The following is a 20,851-nucleotide window of genomic DNA, read 5'->3' on the forward strand; positions in this document are numbered from 1 at the left end:
GTTCTGCCCGCCCTGCCCCACCGTCACCGCCATGGCGGTGCCGGGCGTGACCGACACGGTGCCATCGGCGAAGCCGCCGGCGCCCCCGTTGGCCGAGTTGCCGCCGGCCGCCGTGGACCCGCCGCCGCCAGCGCCCCACATCGTGACGCGCACCGACGACACGCCCGCAGGCACCGTGAAGGTCTGCGCCGAGCCCGAATGGGTGAAGGTCACGCAGCTGTTGTAGCCCGACTGCGGCGTGCACGCAGCGGTTGCAGCCTGCGCACCCAGCATGGCAATGAGCCACAAGGCCGTCGCGGCAAGCACGCCCTTCAACACCCCGCCGAGCCGCGCCATCCCGCCCGCTTCGTTTCTCGTTCTGCTTTGCATCATGGTCTCGTTCAGCGGGTTTCCTGCGCGGCCGCGGCGATCACGACCCAGCGGCTCTTGGCGCTGCTGTCATCGCCTGCGACAGGCTGCGTGTCTTCTTTGGTGTCGGTGCGCAGGCGCAGCACGTCGACGCCGCGCCCGATCAGGTAGCTGCGCACGGCGTTGGTCCGCTGCGCGACCAGCTGCATGCGCTCGTCGGCGCTGCCCTGCTGCGCATCCGAGTGGCTGATGTGGATCACCACCTGCGCTTCGGTCGCCTTGATCTGCGCGGCCAGCGTGTTCAGCGTGTCGTGTGCCTGCGGCTTGATGAAGGACTTGGCGGGCTCGAACAGCGCCTCGGACTGCAGCACCGTGCGCATCGGCAGCGGCGCCACGTCCGGCACATCCGCAGCCAGCTTCTCGGCCTTCTCCGCTTTCTGTGCCTTGGCCACATTCACATCGGCGCCCGCCGAAGCAAACCCCAGGTGCGTCTCGTCGAACTTGAAGCGCAGCCGCACATAGGCGCCCTTGCTCGTGTACTCGTTGGCCGTCAGGTCGCGGTCGTTCAGGCCCACGAAGTTGTAGCCCGCCGACACCCACATGTTCTTCTGCACCTGGTAGCCCACCTCGACGCCGAAGGTCTTCTGCAGCGCGCCGCCCTTGCCGTACAGCAGGCCGGCCTGCACGCCGAAGTCCCAGTCCTGGTTGATGTCCTGCGTGTAGCGCGCCTGCACCAGGTGCGCCCAGTACTTGCTGGCCAGCGTGCCGTCGTCGGCGCGGCTGAGCTTGAAGGCGTAGCGCGCCATCACCGCCTTGCCCGGCTCGGGGTTGTAGTTGACGTGCGCCGAGACGATGTCCGCGCTGGTCTTGCCCGGCAGGCTGGCGCCGTTGTCGGCGCCGAAGACGCTGCTGCCCTGCAGCGCGCCGGCCGCATTGCCCGCGCCCACCACGCGCTCGGAGCGACGCTCGTAACGTGCCAGCGCGTTCCAGGTGTCGTCGTCCACCGGCCGGTAGGCAATGCCGATCTGGTGGCGCTGCAGGTGGCGCTCGTTGCCCGCGTTGGCGCCCTGGCCTTCGCTGTCGCTCACGATGCTGCGCGCCAGCAGGCTCCAGGACGGATCGAGCTTGAAGCCGAAGCCGGCGCTGAACAGGCGCGTGTTCGCGTCGTCGCCGCGGCGCGCTTCATACACGCCGCTGGCCTTGATCCGGTCGGTGATGTATTCGATGCCGCTGGTGATCGCGGTCGACTCGCCCAGCCCGCCCGCGTAGCCCGTGCCGGTGTTCTTGCTGTTGCTGTAGCCGCTCATGTCGCGCGTGTGCTCGATGCCCCCGGTCACGCGGATCTGCTCGTTGACCTTGAAGGTGTTGCGCACCCCGATGGCCGCCTGCACGCCGCGCCCTTCGGCGCCGTCGGCGATGCGGTACTCGTTGTACACGCGACCGCCTTCCATGTAGTTGCTCTCGATGCCGACGATGCCGGTGTTGTTGCGCTGCGTGCTGTCCAGCTCGTAGGGGCCGTTGAGCGTGGAGATCAGCTCGTAGCGGCCGTACACGCGCGTCTTGTCGGTGATGGCGTAGTTGCCGCCCACGGCCAGCACGTGGCGCTTGCCGTCCTTGAGGTCCTGCTCGCCTTCCACGAACACCTGCGCGCCGGCCACGCCGGGCACCTCGGTCGACAGGCGCCCGCGCACGGTCGTCTGGCTCTGCGTGTCCACGCCGGCTGCGGCGGCGGCCGCGCCCAGCGTGGTCACGCTGTTGGCGCCGATGCTGCTGCCCATCTGGCCGTTGTAGGTGGAGATCTGGCCGTAGTCGAAGCCCGAGCTGGAGCCCAGCGCGTTGTTGCTCTGGCCGTGGCGCAGGCCCACCTCGGCGACGGTCTTGTCGCTGAGCTTCTTCTGCACGCTCACCGTGGCGCCCTTGCGCTCGTCGACCTGGGTCGCGTCCTTGCTGTAGAGCACCTCGCCGCGCACGGCCAGGGTCGGGTCGACGCGGTACTCGGCGCGCGCCGAGGCTTCGGTGTGGCCGGCCGAGAAGCTCGCGCCGGGGTTGTCGAAGCCCTTGCTGGTCTTGGCCGCCAGGGCCACCACGGCCAGCTTCTCGTCCTGGTAGCGCGCTTCCACGCGCGCGCCGTGGCCGTTGCCCTTGTCGTCGGAGTCCGTCTTGACCAGCTCGGCCGCCACGCTGGTGTTCTGGCCGATGCGCGCCACGCCCGTGAGCGCCTGCAGGTTGCGCTTGTTCTGCGGGTTCTGGTCGGTGGAAGCCACCACGCCCAGCTGCAGGTTCTCGCTGACCTTCACTTGCACGTCGGTGCCGGCCACGGTGAACTTGGGGCCGCCCGAGTCCACTTCGTAGGTGACGCGGATCGACTGCGGGTTCAGGTTCGCGTCGATGGAGGCGATGGCGTGCGTGAACAGGATGCGGCGCGTGAGCGGCTCCACCGTGTAGTCCACGAAGCGCGCCACGGCCGTGCGCTGCAGCACGATGTTGGGCTGGTTGCGGTCGCGCACCACGATCTCGATCTGTTCGCTGTTGTCCACGAACTCGCCGTTGCTGGCGCTCAGGTAGTACGGGCCCGAGGTGCCCAGCGCGCGGAACTCTTCCACCTGTTGGGTCTGGGCGGTGCGCGAGACATAGCTGGTGGCGCGCACGTTCTCGTCCTCGTACACGTGCTTCAGGCCCGTGAGCGAACGGTTGCTCTGGCTCAGGTTGCGCACCTCGGTGCTGCTGGCGGTGGTGAAGTCGCCGTACAGCAGGTAGGAGCGGTTCTTGTCGATGCGCACGTAGAGTTTTTGCGTGCTCTGGGCATCGAAGCCCTTGACCGCGGAGTCGCCGTAGATCGGATAGAACTCGTCGGGGCGGATGTCGCGGAACAGGCGGTCCTTGCGCGTCTTGTCGGAGTCGTAGGCGGCCGTGAGCAGGTACTCGCCCTTGACGGTGCCCTTGAAGAAGAAGGCGGCGCGACCGCTGGCGCGGCTGTTGGTGCCCTCGTCCTTCAGGCCCGAGAGTTCCGCTTCGAAGGCAGCGCCGGCGGGCATGGCGCCGATCGGGAGCTTGCCGCGCTTCGTGAAGTCGAGCACGCCTTCGACGATGCCCACGCCGATCATGGGGCGCATCTCGGGCAACAGCGCCAGGCGCACTTCCTTGACGAAGGTGCCGGCGCTCACGCGCAGGCGCGCATCGCCCGGCTCGCCCGGGGGCATCAGCTGGAACTCGGCCGCGCCGCCGTCCATGAAGACCTGTGTGCCCGGCTCGGTGGGGTTCAGGTCTTCGGCGAGCCAGCGGCCGCGGTCGGTCTCCAGCGTGAGCTGCGTGCGGGCGGTGACGGGCACGCCGGCCGCGTCGATCAGGCGCACCTTGACGACGACGGGCGTGCGCAGGTCGGCGCGCGCCACCTCGGGCAGGTCGACCTCGATGGCACCGAGCTTGTCGGGAGCAATGACGGTGATCTCGTCGGCCGAGCTGCGCACGTTGCCGAAGCCGTCCACGGCTTCGAGCTTGAGGGTGTTGGTGCCGGGGCGCAGGGCCACGCCGATGTACTCCCAGGCGGCGATGTTCTTGGAGGCCAGCTGGGTCTTCTTGCCGACGCGACGTTCTTCCAGGGCAGTGCCGTTCACGCTCAGGCGCAACGAGGTGCCGGCGGTGCCCTTGACGCGCACGTTGATCGACTGGCCGGCGACGGTGTCGCGGTCCTTCAGGCCGATGAAGCCCAGCGTGTTGTTCTCCAGCTGGGGCAGCAGGGTCTCGAGTTCGATGGGACTCGGAACTGCCTGGGGCAGCAGCGGGTTGGTGCGCGGTTCGAGCATCGCGCCGCCGGTGCCGATGGGGCGCATGGCCTGCGCGCCGACGCCGGTGGCCGAGCCGCTGGTGGCCGACGACGGCAGGCCCGAGGTGGGCACGCCGTTCAGCGGCGAGAACAGGCTGCCGGTCGGGATCGCGGGCTGCACGCCCAGCGTGCCGCCCATGCTGCCGCCACCGCCGCTGACGAAGCTGCTGGCGTTGGCCGGCGCCACGGGCAGCGCGATCAGCGGCGCCGAGGTGGGCTGCACGGCGCCGGTGCTGCCGCTGGCCAGCGCCTGGCCGGTGGCCGGCAGGCCGCGCACGTCGCCCACGGGCACGACCTTGCCTTCGGGGTCCAGGCGCAGGCGCACCTGCGCTTCGGCCTCGGTGTCGGGACGCGCGGCGATGGCGGCGCGGCGTGCGGCCACGTCGGCAATGACGCTCTTCTCGTCGCAGTTCGTGATGATGAAGTTGGCCTTGTGGAACTCGCCCTTCTTCAGATCGACGAAGCGGCTCTCGGGGGTGCCCGAGTTGCGGTTGTCGAGCACTTCGAGCTTGGCGCCCAGCGGCAGCGTGGTCTGGTCCAGGCGCAGCACGTGCGTGACGGGCTTGAGGCCGTACAGGCTCCACTTGCCTTCGATGTCGGTGACGACGTGGGTGCCGTCTTCCATGTACAGGCGCACGCCGGGCACGCCGATCTCGTCGGCACCTTCCTGGCGACCGTCGCGCTTGTTGCCTTGGTCAGTGTTGCGCTTGCAATCCAGATAGACCTTGCCGAAGGCGAAGGCATCGTCGGAGAACACGCCGCCCGTCACGCGCACGGTCCAGTTGGCCAGGTTCGACTGGATCGGGCCCGAGGTGGCGCGCGCGCGGTTGATGGCGTCGCCGTTGGTGGGCGCGCCCACGCCGATGCGCACGCGGTAGCGCACCATGGCCGACTGATCGGGGGCCACCACCAGCGTGGGGTAGTTGAAGATCAGGCCCGGGCCGGCGCCGCCGGCGGGGTTGGGCACCACTTGCCCGTTCAGGCGCACGCTGTTGGCCACGTAGGCGAAGCCCGGGGGCAGCGTGTCGTTGAAGGTCAGGCCGGTGACGGGGAAGCCGGTCTTGTTGGTGACGGTGAGCGCGTAGTCGATGAAGTCGCCGAACTCGACCTGGCGCTTGCTGCCGTCTTTGCGCAGCACCAGGCCCAGGATGTTGCCCGGATCGAGCGGGATGTGGTTGTGCACGGCGTCGCACGGCGTGCCATCCGGCTTGGCGCCGGCCTGCACCTGGAAGTAGTAGCTGGTCGGGTCGGCGTCCTTCGGGGGCACGGCGCTGGGCACGACGGCGCCGCAACTCGTGAACGAGCCACCGGTCACGGGGATCAGCTGCGAGGGGTAGACGTAGCCACTGCCGGCGGGCGGAGTCACCGACAGCGCGTACGTGCACAGGCCCGTCACGGGCGGCGTCTGCAGGTAGAACTGGTAGGCGCCATCGGCACCCGTGGTCATGGAGACGCTGCCGTTGGGGTTGAGCGTGTAGGTGCCCGAGTCGGCGCCGTAGATCTCGGCCGCGGTGATGGGGCCGGCCGTGCCGCTGCTGCAGGACTGGCGCGTGTAGGTGACCAGCGCGCCGGCCACAGGTTGACGGGTCAGTGCGTTGTAGACCGTGCCCTGCGGATCGACCAGCAGCGCTTGCACCGACGTGGCGGTGGCCGCCAGCAGCATGGTGGGCGTGACGTTGACGGTGTTCTGCTCGAAGGCGGCGGCCCAGGCCTTGTTGGTGAGCGACACGCGCCCGCCGATGGCGGTGGGCTTCTCGGTGATGCGCACGCTCAGGCGGATCTGCTCGCTCTGGCCGGGTGCCAGCGCGCGGGCGCCGTCGGTCAGGCTCAGCGCCACTTCGGTGGGCAGCTGGAAGGGGTCGGCGCTGTCCTGCGTGGTGCGGTTGCAGGTGGCGCGGCCGGTGAAGCCGGTGGCGGCGTTGAGGTTGCCGTTGGCGGCCTTGGGCGGGCCCAGCAGTTCCCACGAGGCGACCTGACCGCTCGACTTGTCCATGTCGAAGGTGCAGTTCAGGTTGTCGATCACGCGCACGTTGGGCGCGGCGACGGCGCCGGTGTTGGTGACCTTGAAGGTGTAGTCCAGCTCGTAGACGCCGGGCGACACGCGCCGGGCGATGGAGGCCTGCTTGGTCAGCGTGAGCGTGGGCAGCTGCGTGGAGACGGGCGTGGGCGAGGTGTCGTTGTTGGGGTTGCCGTCGCCGTCGGCGTCGGGGTTGTCGCCGTTGACGGAGTCGTCCAGGGCCACCGCGGGGCCGCCGGCATTGAGGGCGCCCGAGGCCTTGACGGTGTTCAGCAAGGTGCCGGTGCGGCCGGTGAAGTTGATGCGCGCATCGAACTGCACGGTGAACTGCCCGCCCACGGGCAGCACGGCGCCGTCGGCCAGCAGGTTCGAGGCGGCGGCGGTGCCCTTGAAGGCGGGGTTGGGGGCGGCGACGGTGCCGCCGCTGGGTGCGGGCGCGATCACGATCGAGCCGGGCACGATGGTGTACTGGTTCGCGCCGGGCACGGCGGCTGCCGTGTAGCTGCCGAACTGCGTGGCGCCCGCGCCTTCCATCACGTCGGCGGCCTGCACGCCGTACAGCCATGACGTGCCGTAGTTGCGCACGTTGACGCTGAAGCGCACGGTGGCGGTGCCGTCGGTCTTGCCGTCGGCGCTGCGGCTCACGCGCGGGGTGGACGCGGCCTTGGCCACGCCGATGCGCGCCTGGCTGGAGCTGATGACGATGGTGTTCGAAGGCACGGTGGCCGGGCCCGTGCCGTCGTTGTACTGGCTGTGCGCGGTGTTGCGGATCTCGCCCACCTGGTCGGCGTTGACCTTGACAGCGAACTGCATCGCGATGGACACGTTGCGCGCCACGGGCGTGGAGATGCCGATGGCCACTTCGACGGCCGAGGCGTCTTCGGCGGTGCGGTAGCTGAACGCCGGATCGTTGGCCAGACGGTACAGCTTGACGGCGTTGGCGGCCGTGGTGCGCAAGGTGCCGGGCACGTACTGGGTGCCGGCGGGCACGGGGTCGCGCACGAGGACCAATGCGGAAGGCGCACCGTTGACCAGCAGCGGCGTGTTGGTGGGCGCGATGACGTTGGACGGCTGTGCGTCCTGCGCGCCGATGTTGGTGCCCGAGACCGAGAAGTCGATGCGCGTCTGGCCGGGGATGACGTTGCCGGGGTAGCTGGCCGACTTGACCAGTTGCAGCGCGGCGGCGTTGCCGACGGTGACGGTGTCGCGATTGATGGCGGTGAGGCCTTGCAGCGCGGTGGTGGCCGTCAAACCGACGCAGGCCACGCCCGTGGCAGCGGTGGGGATCGTGCCCTGCACCAGCAGTGCCGCGGTCTCGCCGGGCTTGAGCGCGATGGCGCCCGCGGCGTTGAGCTGCACCACCGGATCGGCCGCATCGACCACGCCGTTGTTGTTGCTGTCGCGCACGACGCGAAGCGCCGAGAGATCCAGCGTGTCGGCCGCGCAGCCGCCGGCGTTGTTGGCCAGCACCAGCGTGTAGGTGGAGGCGACGTTGCCGGTGTTGGTGAGCAGGTGGCTCAGCGTGACGATGCTCGCGGGCGGGCGCGACAGCGACTGGTCCTGCGTGAGCACCAGCGCTTCCACCGGCAGCACCGTGGCGATCACTTCGTTGGACGAGATGGTCTCGGTCTGCGCCAGGCCGTTGGGCACGTAGGTGCCGGTGGCGATGCTGCGGATCACGATGCCGGCGGGGGCCGGCGCGGCGTTCACCTGGGCGGCACCACCCAGCAGCAGCGCCGCGCCAGCGGCGAGCGCGGCAGCCCATCCGCGCCACGATGGCCGGTGTGTGCTCCTGGGATTGAAAGTGAACAGCATGCCGCGAACCCTTGATCGATCACCGCGTGGGGATCAGAAGAAACGAAAGAACTTTTTCGTTTGCGCCCTCGCCTCGGAAACGAGAGAAGGCGCAAAGGAAAACGCACAGGCCTGTGTGCCCTGTGCGAGGGAGCCGACGGGCTTGCGCCCATCGGCTCCGCTTCACTCAGGTGAAGCTCAGTTGTTGACCTTCACGGAGAACAGCAGCGTGGCGGTGCCGCCAGGTGCCACGGTGTTGCTTGCGCTGCCGCAAGCCACGGTGGTGGCGGTGCTGCTGTAGGCCAGGGCCGTGCCGGTCACGCCGGTGGACGTGCACTGGGTGGCGGCCGGAGGCTGCGTCGCACCGGTGAAGGAGGTGTAGGCCGGCACCGCGTCGTTGATCGACATGTTGGTGACCGGTGCCGCGCCTTCGTTGGTGGCAACGACGCGGTACACGATGCACTCACCGGGCTTGGCGACCAGCGGAGCCGACGAGGACGGGACCTCAGCGCCATCGCAGTTCGTGTCCAGTGCCTGCGTCTTCACGAGGCGCATCTGGCCCGTGATGACCGTGGTCACGTCGGTGGCCGAGGGCGTGCCGCACGAGGTGGCGCCTGCCGGGAAGGTCACCGTGACGGTGGCCGTGTCCACGGCACCTGCCGAAGCGCCGCCCGGTGCGAACACCTTGACGAGCAGCTTCTGCGTGCCGTTGGCCGCCAGCGGGCCCGGGATCGTGCCGGTCACCAGCGTGTCGCCGCTGCCGATCTGGCCGTCGCCGTCCACGTCGATGTACAGCGCGGTGGTCCAGCCAGCCGTCACGTCTGCCGCCGGCAGCGTGGCCGACACGGTGTACGGGCCAGCGCAGCTTTGCGTGCCGGTGTTGGTCAGCGTGTGGGCGTACACGACCGAGCCGCCGGGGGCGATCTGGCCGTTGTTGTTCGGCGTCAGCGTCGCACCGTAGGTCACGGCCTGGGTCACGGTCACGGCATCGGTCTTCGTGTCGATCGCCACGGCGCCCGTCGACGTCACGATGGTGGAACGCACCTGGAAGTACACCAGCTGGCCGGTGACGGGCGTCTGCGAAGCAGGCGGCGTCACGCAGGCATCGACCGGCGTCTGCGCGTTGGCTGCAACGTCCACCGTGGTGATCGCCGCACCCGTGCAGGTGCCACCCGCCGCCACGAACTTGACGGTCCAGCCCGCGGGCAGGCTGCCCGGGAAGCTGTTGGTCTGGCTCGCCGCCAGGCTGTAGGTGTTGGCCACCGTGTCGTTGTTCTTGACGAACAGCGTGAAGATCGCGCCGGTGCCGGCAGCGGTCGTCTTCGTGGTGGTCGGCTGCGGGCTCGGGCCCGTGCCCACGTCGCCGTTGCCGGTGTTGCCTGCGGTGCCGTTGCCGGTGGCCGTGTTGGTCAGGTCGACCAGCACGCCGATCATGGCGTTCAGGGTGTCGCGGGTGGATTCCGTCTTCGTGCTGTCGCCCGTCGAGGTACCCGTCACGATCGCGCTGAACGGACCGGTGGGCAGCGTGCCGGGAGACGGCAGCGTGGCGGCGAGCACGAACTGCACGCTGCCGTTGGCCGCGACCGGGCCGGTGTCGGGAATGCCGTCGCTGTTGTTGTCGATCAACGGCGTGACGCCGTCGGCGGCAAAGAACTTGAAGGTCGTTCCGGCCGGGAAGGTGCCCAGGGCGGCCGTGAGGTTCACGACGTCCGTGGCATTGCCCGTGTTGAACACCGTCTGCGTGAACTTCACCGTGGCGCCCATGGCCGCGCTGGCGACAGTCGTCGTGTCGGCTGCGGTCGTGTTGGGGTTGCCCACCGCCGTGTCCAGCGAGGTGGTCGGGCTGCCGGAAGCAGAACCGAGCACGATGCCGAAGGTGCCGATGACGTTGTAGCTCGCGGGGTTGGTCGGCGAGCCCGTCGTGCCCGGGTTGTCCGACGTGACCGTCGTCGGCACAGTCACGGGGTTGTACTTGGCCGTGTTGGTCGTGGTCGACGTGCCGATGGCCGCCGTGTTGTTGACCATCACGACGAAGCTCACCGTCTGCGTGACGTTCGGCGGCAGCGAGGCCACCACGAAGGCCAGCGTGTTGCCGGTCGCGGTGAAGTCGATGGCGTTACCAGCCACATCACCCTGCGGTGCGTCCGTGAGCGCCGTGCCCGGTGCATTGCTCCAGACGGCCGAACCTGGCACGTACGTGAAGCCTGCGGGCAACGTGTCGGTCATGACGAACCGGCCAGCCGCACCACCCGTGTTGTTGAACTTCAACGTGTAGGTGGTGTAGACGCAGCCTGCTGCGGGTGCGCCAGCTGCCGTGGTGGTAGCCGCGCAACCTGCGACCGAGCGCGGACCGCTCACCGATGCCGCGGGCCAGGTGCCGCCATTGGCCGACCAGGCGACCGACGGAACGCTCAGGCTCTTGGTGGCGTTGAAGGCAGCCTGATCCGTGAGGTTCACGTTGTCGACGTCAGCCGCTTGCGTGTTACCCGCCGCGTACAGCGCCGGCGTGCCTGCGGTGGCCGTGATGGTCGCGGCCACCGGCGAGGTGAACGTGCCCGACGAAGCGGTGCTCGGGATCGAGTACGCCACGACGAACGGGAACGTGCCGTTGCCACCCGCCACGGTCTGGGCCGGGACGTTACAGACCGCACCCGGAACGACCGAGCACAGCGCGGTCGTGCTGTCGGGCACGCCGTCGGCATTCGCGTCGGCGAACACTTCGACCTTGGTGAAGCCGTTCGGGCTGGCCGGTGCGGCCACGCTCAGCGTGAACGTGTCGGTGCCGTTGCCGGTGTTGGTCAGCACGTGCGGCGCGTACACGGTCGTGCCTGCGGCGCCGGTCTTGGTGTTGACCACATTGGTCGTCACCGTGGTGTAGGTGTCCAGGTTGAACGAGCCGACCTGCTGCACCGTCGTCTGCACGAGGTTGGAGGTGGCCAGTTGGCTGGCGCCGTTCGGGTCCAGGTAGGTGGCCGAAGCCTGGTTACCGATGATGGTGTTGGCGGGTGGAGCCGCAGCGAGTGCGCCGGAACTTCCAAAAAGGAAGCTCAGCGTCAGGGCTGCTGCGCCCGCCCAGAGCGCGCGCGGCGCGGGGCCGGTGCGACGGGCAGACAAGGTAGGGATCACTTGGGTTTCTCCTCGGGGGTTGGGGTCAAAAAAGGTCAAAAAAAGGACGAACTCACCCCGGCCGGGGATTTCCGCGAACGGAAACCGGCAATGGAAAAACCAGCGGGGTTTTGAAGAAAGAGAGAACCGGCCGTCAGCGCGGCTCAGGGCCGCCGACGGTCGTCGTCAGCGCGGGAAGCTCAGGGCGTGCTGCGCGCAACCTTCTGCGCGTCGGCGGCAGCGGCCACCGGTGCGGGCGGCACCACCGTCTCGACCTTGGCGCGCGCGGTCACCGCGGCCGAGCCGTTGGCGGGCAGCTGGCCCAGCGTCCAACGCAGCGAGCGGTACTCGTTGTAGGGAACCGGCTCCGACTTGCCGTTGACGACGCGCGCCAGCGGCTCGGCGGCAAAGGCGCCGTCCTTGGTCGCGGCCTTGACCAGCGTCGCGCCGGGCTTGGCGGTCTTGGGCAGGTATTCCAGGCCTTCGGGGATCGGCAGGTTGGCCACCAGGCCGGTGACGGCCTTGCCCGTGTGGTTGGTGTAGGTGGCCGTGTACTCGAGCACGTCGCCCGGCTTGACCGAATCGGCCGCCAGCAGCTGCTCCTTGCCCTGCGCGTCCTTGACCACCTTGGCCTGCGTCAGCACGACCGCGACGGTCTTCTTCTGCGCGGCCTCGGTGGGCGCGGGCGCGGCCTTCGTGCCCTGCGCGGCGGCCAGGCCGCCCAGCCCCAGGGTCATGGCCACGCCGAGCCCCAGGCCGAGGCGAACGGTCAGCCGGACCACCGGCGACATGAATGAATTCACTTGAGACGAACTTCCGATAGACATAGACAACTCCTAAAAAACAACTTCAAAGCCAGACCGAGGCAACACGAAGATCAAACCGACTTGACCTGTGGCCTCGCGAATTGGCGTCGAAGCCATTTCCCAGCCACTTGCAGCACACCACTGACACACCGGCATCGGCGACGACCGCCTCCGATGCCCACTCTCGGCCTCACGCAAGCACGCCCTTTTCGAGCCGCTTCCATGAGCCATTTACCACGTTCATATTATTTTCTGAATGTTTACAAAAACAATCGAACGTCCGCGATCCGCCACTTGCAATGGCCGAGGGTTCCGTGAAAATGTCACGAGAGCCCCTCCAAAGTTAACAACTGTGAATACAGATGTAATCTGGACGATCGCTCAGATTGTGAATAAACCTGCAATTGGAGTGTGATCAATTTCACAAGCATATCGCCTCCAAGTTGTTGATGCGTTTGAATAATTTCACTTCCACATCAACCCGCCGCCTCACGATCACCCAGTGTTTCAAGGGAGAAACGAGGCACTTCGAGCGGCCTCGAACTGGCCCCTGGGTCCACTTCGAAACTAAATTTACAAATTCACAGACTGTGTAATCAGGCGCCGTGAATTTCAGGGACGGCATGCGTGCCCTGTCCCCCAATGGTTTCAATCACGGGCTGCGCGAAATACGTCTTGGTGGATTTTTCAAAATCCAATTCCATTCAAACAGGCACGGCTGCGCCATTGGCCTGAATTCAATTCAAGCCAATCCCGGCCGGCTCACTTCGCCGGAATTCATTCGTTGGTCTGCCGACGCCCGGCCTCAATTCGGAGGCGAATGGGCGAGCGTCTTTTTTCAAGGTGACCTTGCGTCACCCCTTCGGATGCCGCGGGCGCTGCCCGCGAAAACTCACTTGCCGTGCCGGTTGTGTGCGCGCTCCAGCGTGTAGCCCACGCCGTAGAGCGAGCGCACGCGGAATTCGCCCGCCACGATCGATGCCAGCTTCTTGCGCACGCGCGACACCAGCGCATCGAGCGAGCGGCTGGCACCCATCTCGCCATTGCAACGGGGCCCTTGGGGCAGCTGCTGCCGCGACACGGGCGTGTCGAGGTGGCGCACCAGCACCCGGGCGATCTCGAATTCGCTCGGCGTCATGATGGCTTCGCGGCTCGCGTACTCGACCGCGAGGCGGCTGCGCACGAGCTGGAAACCGTACAGGCCGTGCGGCTTCGCGTTTCGGCGCAGCGATTTCCTGCCGCACAGCGTCGACACGCGCGCCACGACCTCTTCCGCGTTCCAGGGGCTCACCAGGAAATCGTCGACATCGAACACCGACACGCGGGGCGTTTCCAGCACGCCGCGCGACCGGGTCAGCACGACCACCGGTGCCGTGGCCGCACGGCTGGCGCCGATGCCGAACAGGATTTCCGGCAGCGCGCCCTCCATCGCCTCGCCCATCAGCAGGAAGAGCCCGACGCCGGGCATCGAGGCGGCCTCCAGCAGGTCTTCCTCGTTGACCACACACAAGGGGCTGAAGCCGGCGTCCTTCAACCGGCCTCGCAGCCAGTCGATCTCTTCGCCGGAGTCCGTCAGCACCACCACACGACCGTTTTTCTGTTCCACCCTGTCCACCATCGCTTCCCTTTTCATCGCTCCCCGCATGCCTCTCACAATGGAGTGGAATGTATTAACGTTTATGTACAGTCGATAGGGAAAAGTGCCGATATTGACCAACGGAAACAGGTAGCCCTGTTCTTTTGTCATCGTCTGCAAACAAACTCACACTAATGGGGCGTCACCCCCTCGACACGGGCGGATGGAATCCCGGATCAGCCTTCCATTCCGCGAAGGCCGATCGCTCATCAACCCCTCTGGGAAGTGGCCTCGGACGCAGGGGCCGCCTTGCGCGCGGACAGCCTTTCGAGCAGCCCGACGAGCCAGCACATCGGACAGCCGCGCAGCAGCAGCAAGGCGCCGACGAGGGCGGGCGGCGCGATCCAGGGATGGGCGGACGACAGCAGCACAGCCAGCGCGATGAGCGCCAGGGCGCCCGCGCCGCGAAGCAGATGCCAGGTGATGGAAACAGAACACATGGTGCAGGGCTCCTTGGGAATGGACACCTGCAAGAGAGGCGGCGAAACGCCGAAACGGTTCGCGGGCCCCCTCCTCACCCCGCGGCCGGCTCGAGCACGAACGCGAAGTCCAGCGTGTGGAACGGCCCGACCTGCACGCTGCCGTCTGGCGCGCGGCCCGGCGCATGCGCCGCGAAGTCGCCGATGAGCGAGTTGCGCACGCCGAACACCGCGTCGCTGTCGAGGTACGGATCACCCTCGCGGAAGACGTGCGTGATCAGCGTTTCGTAGCCCGGCGCCTGCACCATGAAGTGCACATGCGCGGGCCGCCACGGATGGCGCCGGGTGGCGCGCAGCATCGCGCCCACCGGCCCGTCGGTGGGAATCGGATAGGCCACCGGCGCCACGCCGCGAAACCACAGCCGCCCTTGCGCGTCGGTGCGCAGCACCGCCCGCCCCTGCATGCGGTCGCCGGGCCGCTGCACGTCGTAGAAGCCTTCGGCATCGGCCTCCCACACGTCGACCACCGCATCGGCGACGGGCTCGCCGTCGCGCCCGCGCACGGTGGCCTGCACGAACAGCGGCTCGCCCACCGCGCCGGCCGCGATGTCGCTGCCCAGCGGCAGCTGTGGCGCGCCGGCCACGTGGAAGGGGCCGAACACGGTGGCCTCGGTGGCCTGCGGGCTCTTGGCGTGGTTCATCGCCACCGTGAGCATCGACAGGCCCAGGGTGTCCGACAGCAGGATGAACTCCTGGCGCTGCGCGTCGCACTTCTGGCCCGTGGCGGTGAGGAAGTCGATGCCCGCGGCCCACTCGGCCTCGGTGAGCCGCACTTCGCGCGCGAAGTCGTGCAGGTGGCGCACCAGCGCCGACATCACTTCCTTCAGCCGCGCGTCCTCGCAGCCGGCCATGCGCTCGAGCACGGCGGCGGTGATGGTGTGTTCATCGATGTTGCGCATGGGCGTCGGGCTCCGGGTGGGAAGAAGGCGCGTGCGGCGCCGCCAGGCGCCGCTGCGTCGGGAACAGGGACCAGGCCCAGCGCTGCTGCGCCCAGCCCCACAGCCCCTGCTTGAAGAAGATCGTGGCCACGATGGCCAGCAGCCCGAGCCCGAGCAGGTACCAGGTGCCGTAGTCGCTCAGGAACTTGTTCAGCGCCCAGAACACAAGCGCGCCCACCAGCGGCCCTTCGATGCGGCCGATGCCGCCGATGACGACCATGAAGATCGCGAAGGCGGTCCAGTTCGGCGCGAAGGCCGCGTCGGGGCTGATGCGCAGGTTGCCCACGAAGTACAGCGCACCCGCCAGCCCGGCGCCGAAGGCCGCCACCACGTACACCGCGAGCTTCATGCGCGCCACCGGGATGCCCTGCGATTCGGCGGCCATCTCGTTGTCGCGGATCGCCAGCAGCGCCAGCCCGAAGCGGCTGCGCAAGAACAGGTAGACCAGCGACACCGCCGCCACCACGCAGCCCAGCGCCATCCAGTAGGTGACGCTCTCACGCGTGGCGCGCTCGATGCCGCGCAGCGCCGTGAGCGTGGTGCCCGAGCCGCCGCCCACCGCCGACACGTTGGCGAAGCTGAGCCGGAACACCTCGGCGATCACCCAGGTGCCGATGGCGAAGTAGCCGCCCGACAGCCGGAACGCCACGAAGGACACCGGCACCGCGATCAGCGCAGCGGCCAGCGCCCCCAACGGAATCGCCACGAACGGATTCACGCCCGCGAAGTTGCCCAGCATCAGCATCACGTAGCCGCCGAAGCCGAAGAAGGCCTGCTGCCCGATGCTGACCATGCCGCCGTAGCCTGCCAGCAGGTTCCACATCATCGCGAAGATGAAGTAGCAGGCGATCTCGACGAACTCGCGCATCCAGCTGGGCTCGCCCCAGAAAGGCAGCGTGGCGGCCACCGCCACCAGCGCGGCGGCGGTCCAGCCCGCGCGGCGGCTGCTGCCGGTGTCGATGGTGACGACGACGGAGGCCATGGCGCTCAGTCCAGCTGCAGTTGCACGCGCGCGGCCACCTGGCCCCAGCGCTGGTGTTCGGCGCGCAGGCGGCGCGCCGCTTCTTCGGGCGTGTTGGCCACCACCTCGAGGTCCATGGTGGCCAGCCGCTCGCGCAGCTCGGGCGCGGCCAGCGCCTTCGCCACCTCGGCCTGCAGCCGCGCCACCACGGCCGGCGGCGTGGCGCGCGGCACGGCCATCATCTCGGCGAAGCTGGCGTCGTAGCCCTTCACGCCCGCCTGCGCCACGGTCGGCACCGTGGGCTGGCTGCCCAGGCGCTTGCTGCCCGACACGGCGATGGCCACCAGCTTGCCGTCGCGGATGATCGGGCCGACCGTCGGCGAGGCCAGGAAGCCGCAAGGCACCATGCCGCCCATCACGTCCTGCATGGCCGGGCTCGGGCCGCGGTAGGGCACGTGCTGCATCTGCACGCCGGCGTCGGCCAGCAGCATCTCCATGGCCATGTGGCCGGGCACGCCGGGGCCGCCCGAGGCGTAGCTCATGGGCTTGGCCCGGGCCGCGGCCAGCAGCTCGGGCAGGGTCTTGATGCCGGCACCGGGAAAGCACACCAGCTCCTGGCTGAACGCGGCCAGCTGGGTCACGGGCACCAGGTCTTCCATCGGGCGGATGGCGAGCTTGCGGTACAGGTGCGGGTTGATGGTCAGCATGGTGTCGGGCCCGACCAGCACGGTGTGGCCGTCGGTGGCGCGCGCCACCTCCTGCATGCCGATGTTGCCGCCCGCGCCCGGCTTGTTGTCGACCACCACGGGCTGGCCCAGCGCCTTCTGCAGGGCGGGCTGCATCAGCCGCGAGACGATGTCGCCGGGCGCACCCGCCGGGAAGGCCACCACCAGCCGCACGGGCTTGCTGGGCCAGGCCTCGGCGGCGTGGCCGGGCGCGAGGGTGGCGAGCACGGCGGCTGCCGCAATGCAGGCCGCGAGGGGTCGGCGGAAAGCGTTCATGGGATGTCTCCTTTTTTGAAATGGGGTGCGCGGACCGACCGGCGTGGCCTACCAGGCGCCGATGAGGATGCCGGCCGCCAGCTCGCGTTCGTTCCAGCGCGCGATGTCCTCGGGCGCCACCGTGGGAAAGCGCCGCCGCTGGCGCAGCCAGTCGAACAGCAGGCCCAGCATCTGCTCGCGCACCGCGGCCAAGGCCGGGTCGCGGCCGAGGTCGACCAGCTCGTCGGGGTCGGCCTGCATGTCGAACAGCTGTGGCGGCAGGTCTTCGAAGTGCACGAACTTCCAGCGGCGCGTGCGCAGCATCGTCATGTGGCAGCGCTCGACGCGTTGGGCCAGCGGCAGGCGCACCTCGTCGCGGAAGGCGAAGCTGTTCTCGCACACCACCAGGTCCTTGCCGGCCGCGCCGGCGTGGCCGTGCAGCAGCGGGCGCAGCGACTGCCCTTCGAGCCATTCGGCCGGCTGCGGCAGGCCCAGCGCATCGAGCATGGTCGGCACGAGGTCGATGCACTCGACCAGCGCGTCGCTCACCGTGCCGCGGCGTGCGTCGGCCTCGGCGCGCGGGTCGACCACGATCAGTGGCACCTTCACGATCGGGTCGTGGAACAGCTCCTTCTCGCCCAGCCAGTGGTCGCCCAGGTAGTCGCCGTGGTCGCTGGTGAAGACCACCAGCGTGTCGCGGTCCAGCCCCTGTTCGGCCATGAAGGCGAAGAGCCGGCCGAGCTGGTCGTCGACCTGCTTCACGAGCCCCATGTAGGTCGGCACCACCATGTTGCGCACCTCGTCGCGGCTGAAGTTGCGGCTCACGGTCTCGCGCCGGAAGCCTTCGACCACCGGGTGGGCGTCGATGCGCTCGGCCTCGCTGCGCACCACCGGCCGCATGTCGTCGGGCCCGTACATCGCGTGGTACGGCGCGGGCGCCACGTAGGGCCAGTGCGGCTTGATGTACGACAGGTGCAGCACCCAGGGCGCGTCGCCGGCCTCGCGCATGAAGTCGATCGTGCGGTCGGTCGTGTAGGGCGTCTCGCTGTGCGCGCCAGCGATGTGCGCGGGCCGGTCGGCCCAGCGCATCTGCCAGCCGCTCAGGATCTCGCCGTCGGGGCCGCGGCCCGAGTTGGCGAAGTCGTGCCAGGGGTTGTCGGATTCATAACCCTGCGCGCGCAGCCAGTCGCAGTAGGCATTGCCCGTGACCTTGAAGCCCGGCGGCCAGATGCCGTCGTCGCGCGCATAGGGCTCGAAGCCGCCTTCCATGGCGAGCCGGCCCGCGCCCTGCGTCGGATCGATGCCCAGGCGCCGCGCGCCCTCGGTGTCGGCCTCGACGTGCGTCTTGCCGACCAGCGCGCAGCGCACACCGTGCGGGCGCAGGTGGTCGCCCAACGTCTTCTGCCCCACCGACAGCGGCACGAAGTTCCACATCGTGCCATGGCTGCTGACATAGCGCCCGGTGTAGGTCGACATGCGCGAGGCGCCGCAGACCGCGCCCTGCGCATAGGCATGGCTGAAGCGCACGCCGCGCGCGGCCAGCGCATCGATGTGCGGGGTCTGCAGGCGCGGGTGGCCGTAGCACGAGAGGTGGTCGGCGCGCAGCTGGTCGCACATGATGAACAGCACGTGCCTGAGCGGCGCGGGGGAGGTCTTGTCGGTCATGTCGGGGAGTCAGCGTGTCTTGGGGAACAGTCCCTGCGGCCGTAGCACCAGCACCGCGAGGAACACGAGGTGGCCGAACCAGATGCCCCAGCCCGGATCGATGCGAAAGCCGATCTGCTGCGCGATGCCCAGGATCATGGCGCCGGCCAGCGTGCCCCAGAACGAGCCCATGCCGCCGATGATCACGGCCTCGAAGGCAAACAGCAGCAGCAGCGGACCGTCCGACGGCGACACCGTGGTGCGCATGCCCTGCAGCGCGCCGGCGATGGCGATCAGCACGAAGGCGATGCCCGTGGCCAGCGCATACACCTGCTTGGCCTTGAGGCCCATCAGCTCGGCGATCTCGCGGTCGTCGGACACCGCGCGGAAGGTGCGGCCCAGCGGCGTGCGCGTGAACATCCACTGCATCGCGCCCGTGGCCGTCACCGCGACCGCCAGGATCACCAGCGGCAGCGCCCCCAGCGCCAGCGTGTCGCCCAGCGGCACCGAGGCGGTGGCCAGCGCACCGACCTCGATGGCGCGCGGGTCGGCCGAGAACAGCTCCAGCAGCAGGTTCTGGATCACGATCGACAGGCCGAAGGTCACGACCAGCGAGGGCAGCGGGTCCTTGCCCAGCGTGCCGTTGAGCACGTGGCGCTGCAGCAGGTAGCCGAAGCCGAAGGCCAGCGGCAGCACCGCGAGCACCACCACCCATGGCACAGATGCGCCGGTCATCGAGACACCGGCGATCACCGCGAAGGCGCCCAGAATGATGAAGTCGCCCTGCGCCGTGTTGGTCAGCCGCATGACGCCGAACATCAGCGACTGGCCGAGCGCGAACAGCGTGTAGAGGCCGCCGAGCAGCACGCCCTGGAGCAGGGTTTCAAGCATGGTGCTCCTCGATGCCGAAGTAGGCTTGCGAGATCTGCTCCGGCGTGAGTTCGTCCGAGCGCCCCGTGAGCGACACCCGCCCGTCCTGGAAGCAGTACACGCGCTGCGACACCTGCCGCGCCATGCGCACGTCCTGCTCCACGATCACGACCGTCATGCCCTCCCCCGTGATGGCCGGCATGGCCGCGTAGATCTCGCGGATGACGACCGGCGCCAGGCCGAGCGAGAGCTCGTCGCACAGCAGCACCTCGGGGTTGCTCATGAGCGCGCGGCCCAGCGCCACCATCTGCTGCTGCCCGCCCGACAGCGAGGTGGCGGGCTGGCGCCGCTTCTCGGCCAGGACCGGGAACAGGCCGTACAGCCGCTGCAGGTTCCACGGCCCCGCGCGGCGCGGCGTGGCGCCCATCAGCAGGTTCTCTTCCACGCTCAGGCTCGGGAACAGGCGCCGGCCTTCCGGCACCATCGCCAGGCCGCGCCGCACGATCTCGCCGGGCGGCAGGCCGCCGATGGGGTCGCCCTTGAAGCGGATCGCTTCGGACGGCGCGCGCAGCAGCCCCGTGAGGCTTTTCAGAAAGGTCGACTTGCCCGCGCCGTTGGCGCCGATGACCGCCACCAGCTCGCCCGCCGACAGCGTGAAGTCGATGCCGAACAGCGCCTGCGCATCGCCGTAGAAGGCCTGCAGGCCGTGGGTGTCGAGCAGCGCGCTCATGCCTCGATCCCCATGTACACGCGCCGCACCTCGGGGTCGTTCATCACCGCGCGCGGTGCGCCTTCCGCGAGTTGCTGACCGAAGTTGATGACGAACAGCCGGTCGGCCAGCGACAGCAGCGCATGCACGACGTGCTCGATCCAGATCATGGTCACGCCGCGCGCCTTGATGCGCTTCAGCTCCGCCACCAGCACCGCCGCCTCGGGCTCGGTGAGCCCGCCCGCGATCTCGTCGAGCAGCAGCAGGCGCGGCTTGGTCGCCAGCGCGCGGGCCAGCTCCAGCCGCTTGCGGTCGAGCAGCGTGAGCCCGCCGGCCGGCTTGTTGGCGTGCGGCGCCAGGCCGGTCTGGGCCAGCACCTCGTGCGCCGTCTCCCAGGCTTCGCGCTCGGCCTGCTGGCCGCCGAAGCAGGCGGCGGTGACGAGGTTCTCGAACACGCTCATGTGGCCGAAGGGCTGCGGCACCTGGTAGCTGCGGCCGATGCCGGCGCGGCAGCGCTGGTGCGGGCGCAGCCGCGTCACGTCGCGGCCCGCGTACTCCACGCGGCCGGCGTCGACGCGCGCGTCGCCCGAGATCAGGTTGAACAGCGTGGTCTTGCCCGCGCCGTTGGGCCCGAGGATGCCCAGCGTCTCGCCCTCGGCCACCGCCAGCGTGATGCCGTCGGTGACCTTGAGCACCCCGTAGGACTTGCTCACGCCGTGCAAGGCCAGCAGCGTCATGGCA

13 protein-coding genes are annotated in these 20,851 nt (G+C 68.9%); all 13 read right to left on the bottom strand.

Translation table 11 applies throughout. The annotated features are described in order from the left end of the window. Window positions 1-369: glycine-rich domain-containing protein (locus AC3WQR_RS04640; RefSeq protein WP_492741266.1), on the bottom strand; the 369-nt coding region annotated here is incomplete at its 3' end. 11 nt (window positions 370-380) lie between these two features. After that, complete coding sequence (locus AC3WQR_RS04645; protein WP_492741267.1) at window positions 381-8,003, bottom strand: OmpA family protein; 7,623 nt, start codon at window positions 8,001-8,003, stop codon at window positions 381-383. A gap of 177 nt (window positions 8,004-8,180) precedes the next feature. After that, a complete protein-coding gene (locus AC3WQR_RS04650; protein ID WP_492741268.1) occupies window positions 8,181-11,096 on the bottom strand; it encodes a beta strand repeat-containing protein in 2,916 nt (971 codons plus the stop codon). Between the two features lie 191 nt (window positions 11,097-11,287). Then, window positions 11,288-11,878 carry a hypothetical protein gene (locus tag AC3WQR_RS04655; RefSeq protein WP_307694330.1) on the bottom strand — a complete coding sequence of 197 codons (591 nt, stop codon included), beginning with the start codon at window positions 11,876-11,878 and terminating at the stop codon, window positions 11,288-11,290. Window positions 11,879-12,785: 907 nt separating this feature from the next. After that, entirely contained in the window at window positions 12,786-13,499 is a 714-nt protein-coding gene (locus tag AC3WQR_RS04660) for a response regulator transcription factor (RefSeq protein ID WP_169805077.1), read from the bottom strand. Window positions 13,500-13,738: 239 nt separating this feature from the next. After that, complete coding sequence (locus AC3WQR_RS04665; RefSeq protein WP_492729646.1) at window positions 13,739-13,969, bottom strand: hypothetical protein; 231 nt, start codon at window positions 13,967-13,969, stop codon at window positions 13,739-13,741. Between the two features lie 74 nt (window positions 13,970-14,043). Next, window positions 14,044-14,907, bottom strand: coding sequence for an intradiol ring-cleavage dioxygenase (locus AC3WQR_RS04670; RefSeq protein WP_492741269.1), 864 nt, complete (start codon window positions 14,905-14,907; stop codon window positions 14,044-14,046). After that, complete coding sequence (locus AC3WQR_RS04675; protein WP_095744499.1) at window positions 14,891-15,928, bottom strand: branched-chain amino acid ABC transporter permease; 1,038 nt, start codon at window positions 15,926-15,928, stop codon at window positions 14,891-14,893. The genes AC3WQR_RS04670 and AC3WQR_RS04675 overlap by 17 nt, the downstream gene beginning before the upstream one ends. Window positions 15,929-15,933: 5 nt before the next feature. Continuing rightward, on the bottom strand, window positions 15,934-16,908 hold the full coding sequence (locus tag AC3WQR_RS04680; RefSeq protein ID WP_095744498.1) for a Bug family tripartite tricarboxylate transporter substrate binding protein: 975 nt from the start codon (window positions 16,906-16,908) through the stop codon (window positions 15,934-15,936). A gap of 48 nt (window positions 16,909-16,956) precedes the next feature. Then, window positions 16,957-18,552: a sulfatase-like hydrolase/transferase gene (locus AC3WQR_RS04685; protein ID WP_492741270.1), complete on the bottom strand. Its 1,596-nt coding sequence runs from the start codon at window positions 18,550-18,552 to the stop codon at window positions 16,957-16,959. A 9-nt stretch (window positions 18,553-18,561) separates the two neighbouring features. Then, the gene (locus AC3WQR_RS04690) at window positions 18,562-19,422 is read right to left on the bottom strand and encodes a branched-chain amino acid ABC transporter permease (protein ID WP_492741271.1); all 861 of its coding nucleotides are present in this window, start codon (window positions 19,420-19,422) and stop codon (window positions 18,562-18,564) included. Beyond that, window positions 19,415-20,131, bottom strand: coding sequence for an ABC transporter ATP-binding protein (locus tag AC3WQR_RS04695; protein WP_492741272.1), 717 nt, complete (start codon window positions 20,129-20,131; stop codon window positions 19,415-19,417). The genes AC3WQR_RS04690 and AC3WQR_RS04695 overlap by 8 nt, the downstream gene beginning before the upstream one ends. After that, window positions 20,128-20,847 (bottom strand): ABC transporter ATP-binding protein, encoded by a 720-nt coding sequence (locus AC3WQR_RS04700; RefSeq protein ID WP_492741350.1) that lies wholly within the window; start codon window positions 20,845-20,847, stop codon window positions 20,128-20,130. The genes AC3WQR_RS04695 and AC3WQR_RS04700 overlap by 4 nt, the downstream gene beginning before the upstream one ends. Window positions 20,848-20,851: the final 4 nt, after the last annotated feature.

The organism is Variovorax sp. FW305-3-2-15-B-LB1 (genome assembly GCF_058787635.1).

What these genes read in the sequence shown, in the direction of transcription:
- AC3WQR_RS04645 (WP_492741267.1), bottom strand. Translation starts at nt 8,003, where the DNA reads ATGCTGTTCACTTTCAATCCCAGGAGCACACACCGGCCATCGTGGCGC.
- AC3WQR_RS04655 (WP_307694330.1), bottom strand. Translation starts at nt 11,878, where the DNA reads ATGTCGCCGGTGGTCCGGCTGACCGTTCGCCTCGGCCTGGGGCTCGGC.
- AC3WQR_RS04665 (WP_492729646.1), bottom strand. Translation starts at nt 13,969, where the DNA reads ATGTGTTCTGTTTCCATCACCTGGCATCTGCTTCGCGGCGCGGGCGCC.
- AC3WQR_RS04670 (WP_492741269.1), bottom strand. Translation starts at nt 14,907, where the DNA reads ATGCGCAACATCGATGAACACACCATCACCGCCGCCGTGCTCGAGCGC.
- AC3WQR_RS04675 (WP_095744499.1), bottom strand. Translation starts at nt 15,928, where the DNA reads ATGGCCTCCGTCGTCGTCACCATCGACACCGGCAGCAGCCGCCGCGCG.
- AC3WQR_RS04680 (WP_095744498.1), bottom strand. Translation starts at nt 16,908, where the DNA reads ATGAACGCTTTCCGCCGACCCCTCGCGGCCTGCATTGCGGCAGCCGCC.
- AC3WQR_RS04685 (WP_492741270.1), bottom strand. Translation starts at nt 18,552, where the DNA reads ATGACCGACAAGACCTCCCCCGCGCCGCTCAGGCACGTGCTGTTCATC.
- AC3WQR_RS04690 (WP_492741271.1), bottom strand. Translation starts at nt 19,422, where the DNA reads ATGCTTGAAACCCTGCTCCAGGGCGTGCTGCTCGGCGGCCTCTACACG.
- AC3WQR_RS04695 (WP_492741272.1), bottom strand. Translation starts at nt 20,131, where the DNA reads ATGAGCGCGCTGCTCGACACCCACGGCCTGCAGGCCTTCTACGGCGAT.
- AC3WQR_RS04700 (WP_492741350.1), bottom strand. Translation starts at nt 20,847, where the DNA reads ATGACGCTGCTGGCCTTGCACGGCGTGAGCAAGTCCTACGGGGTGCTC.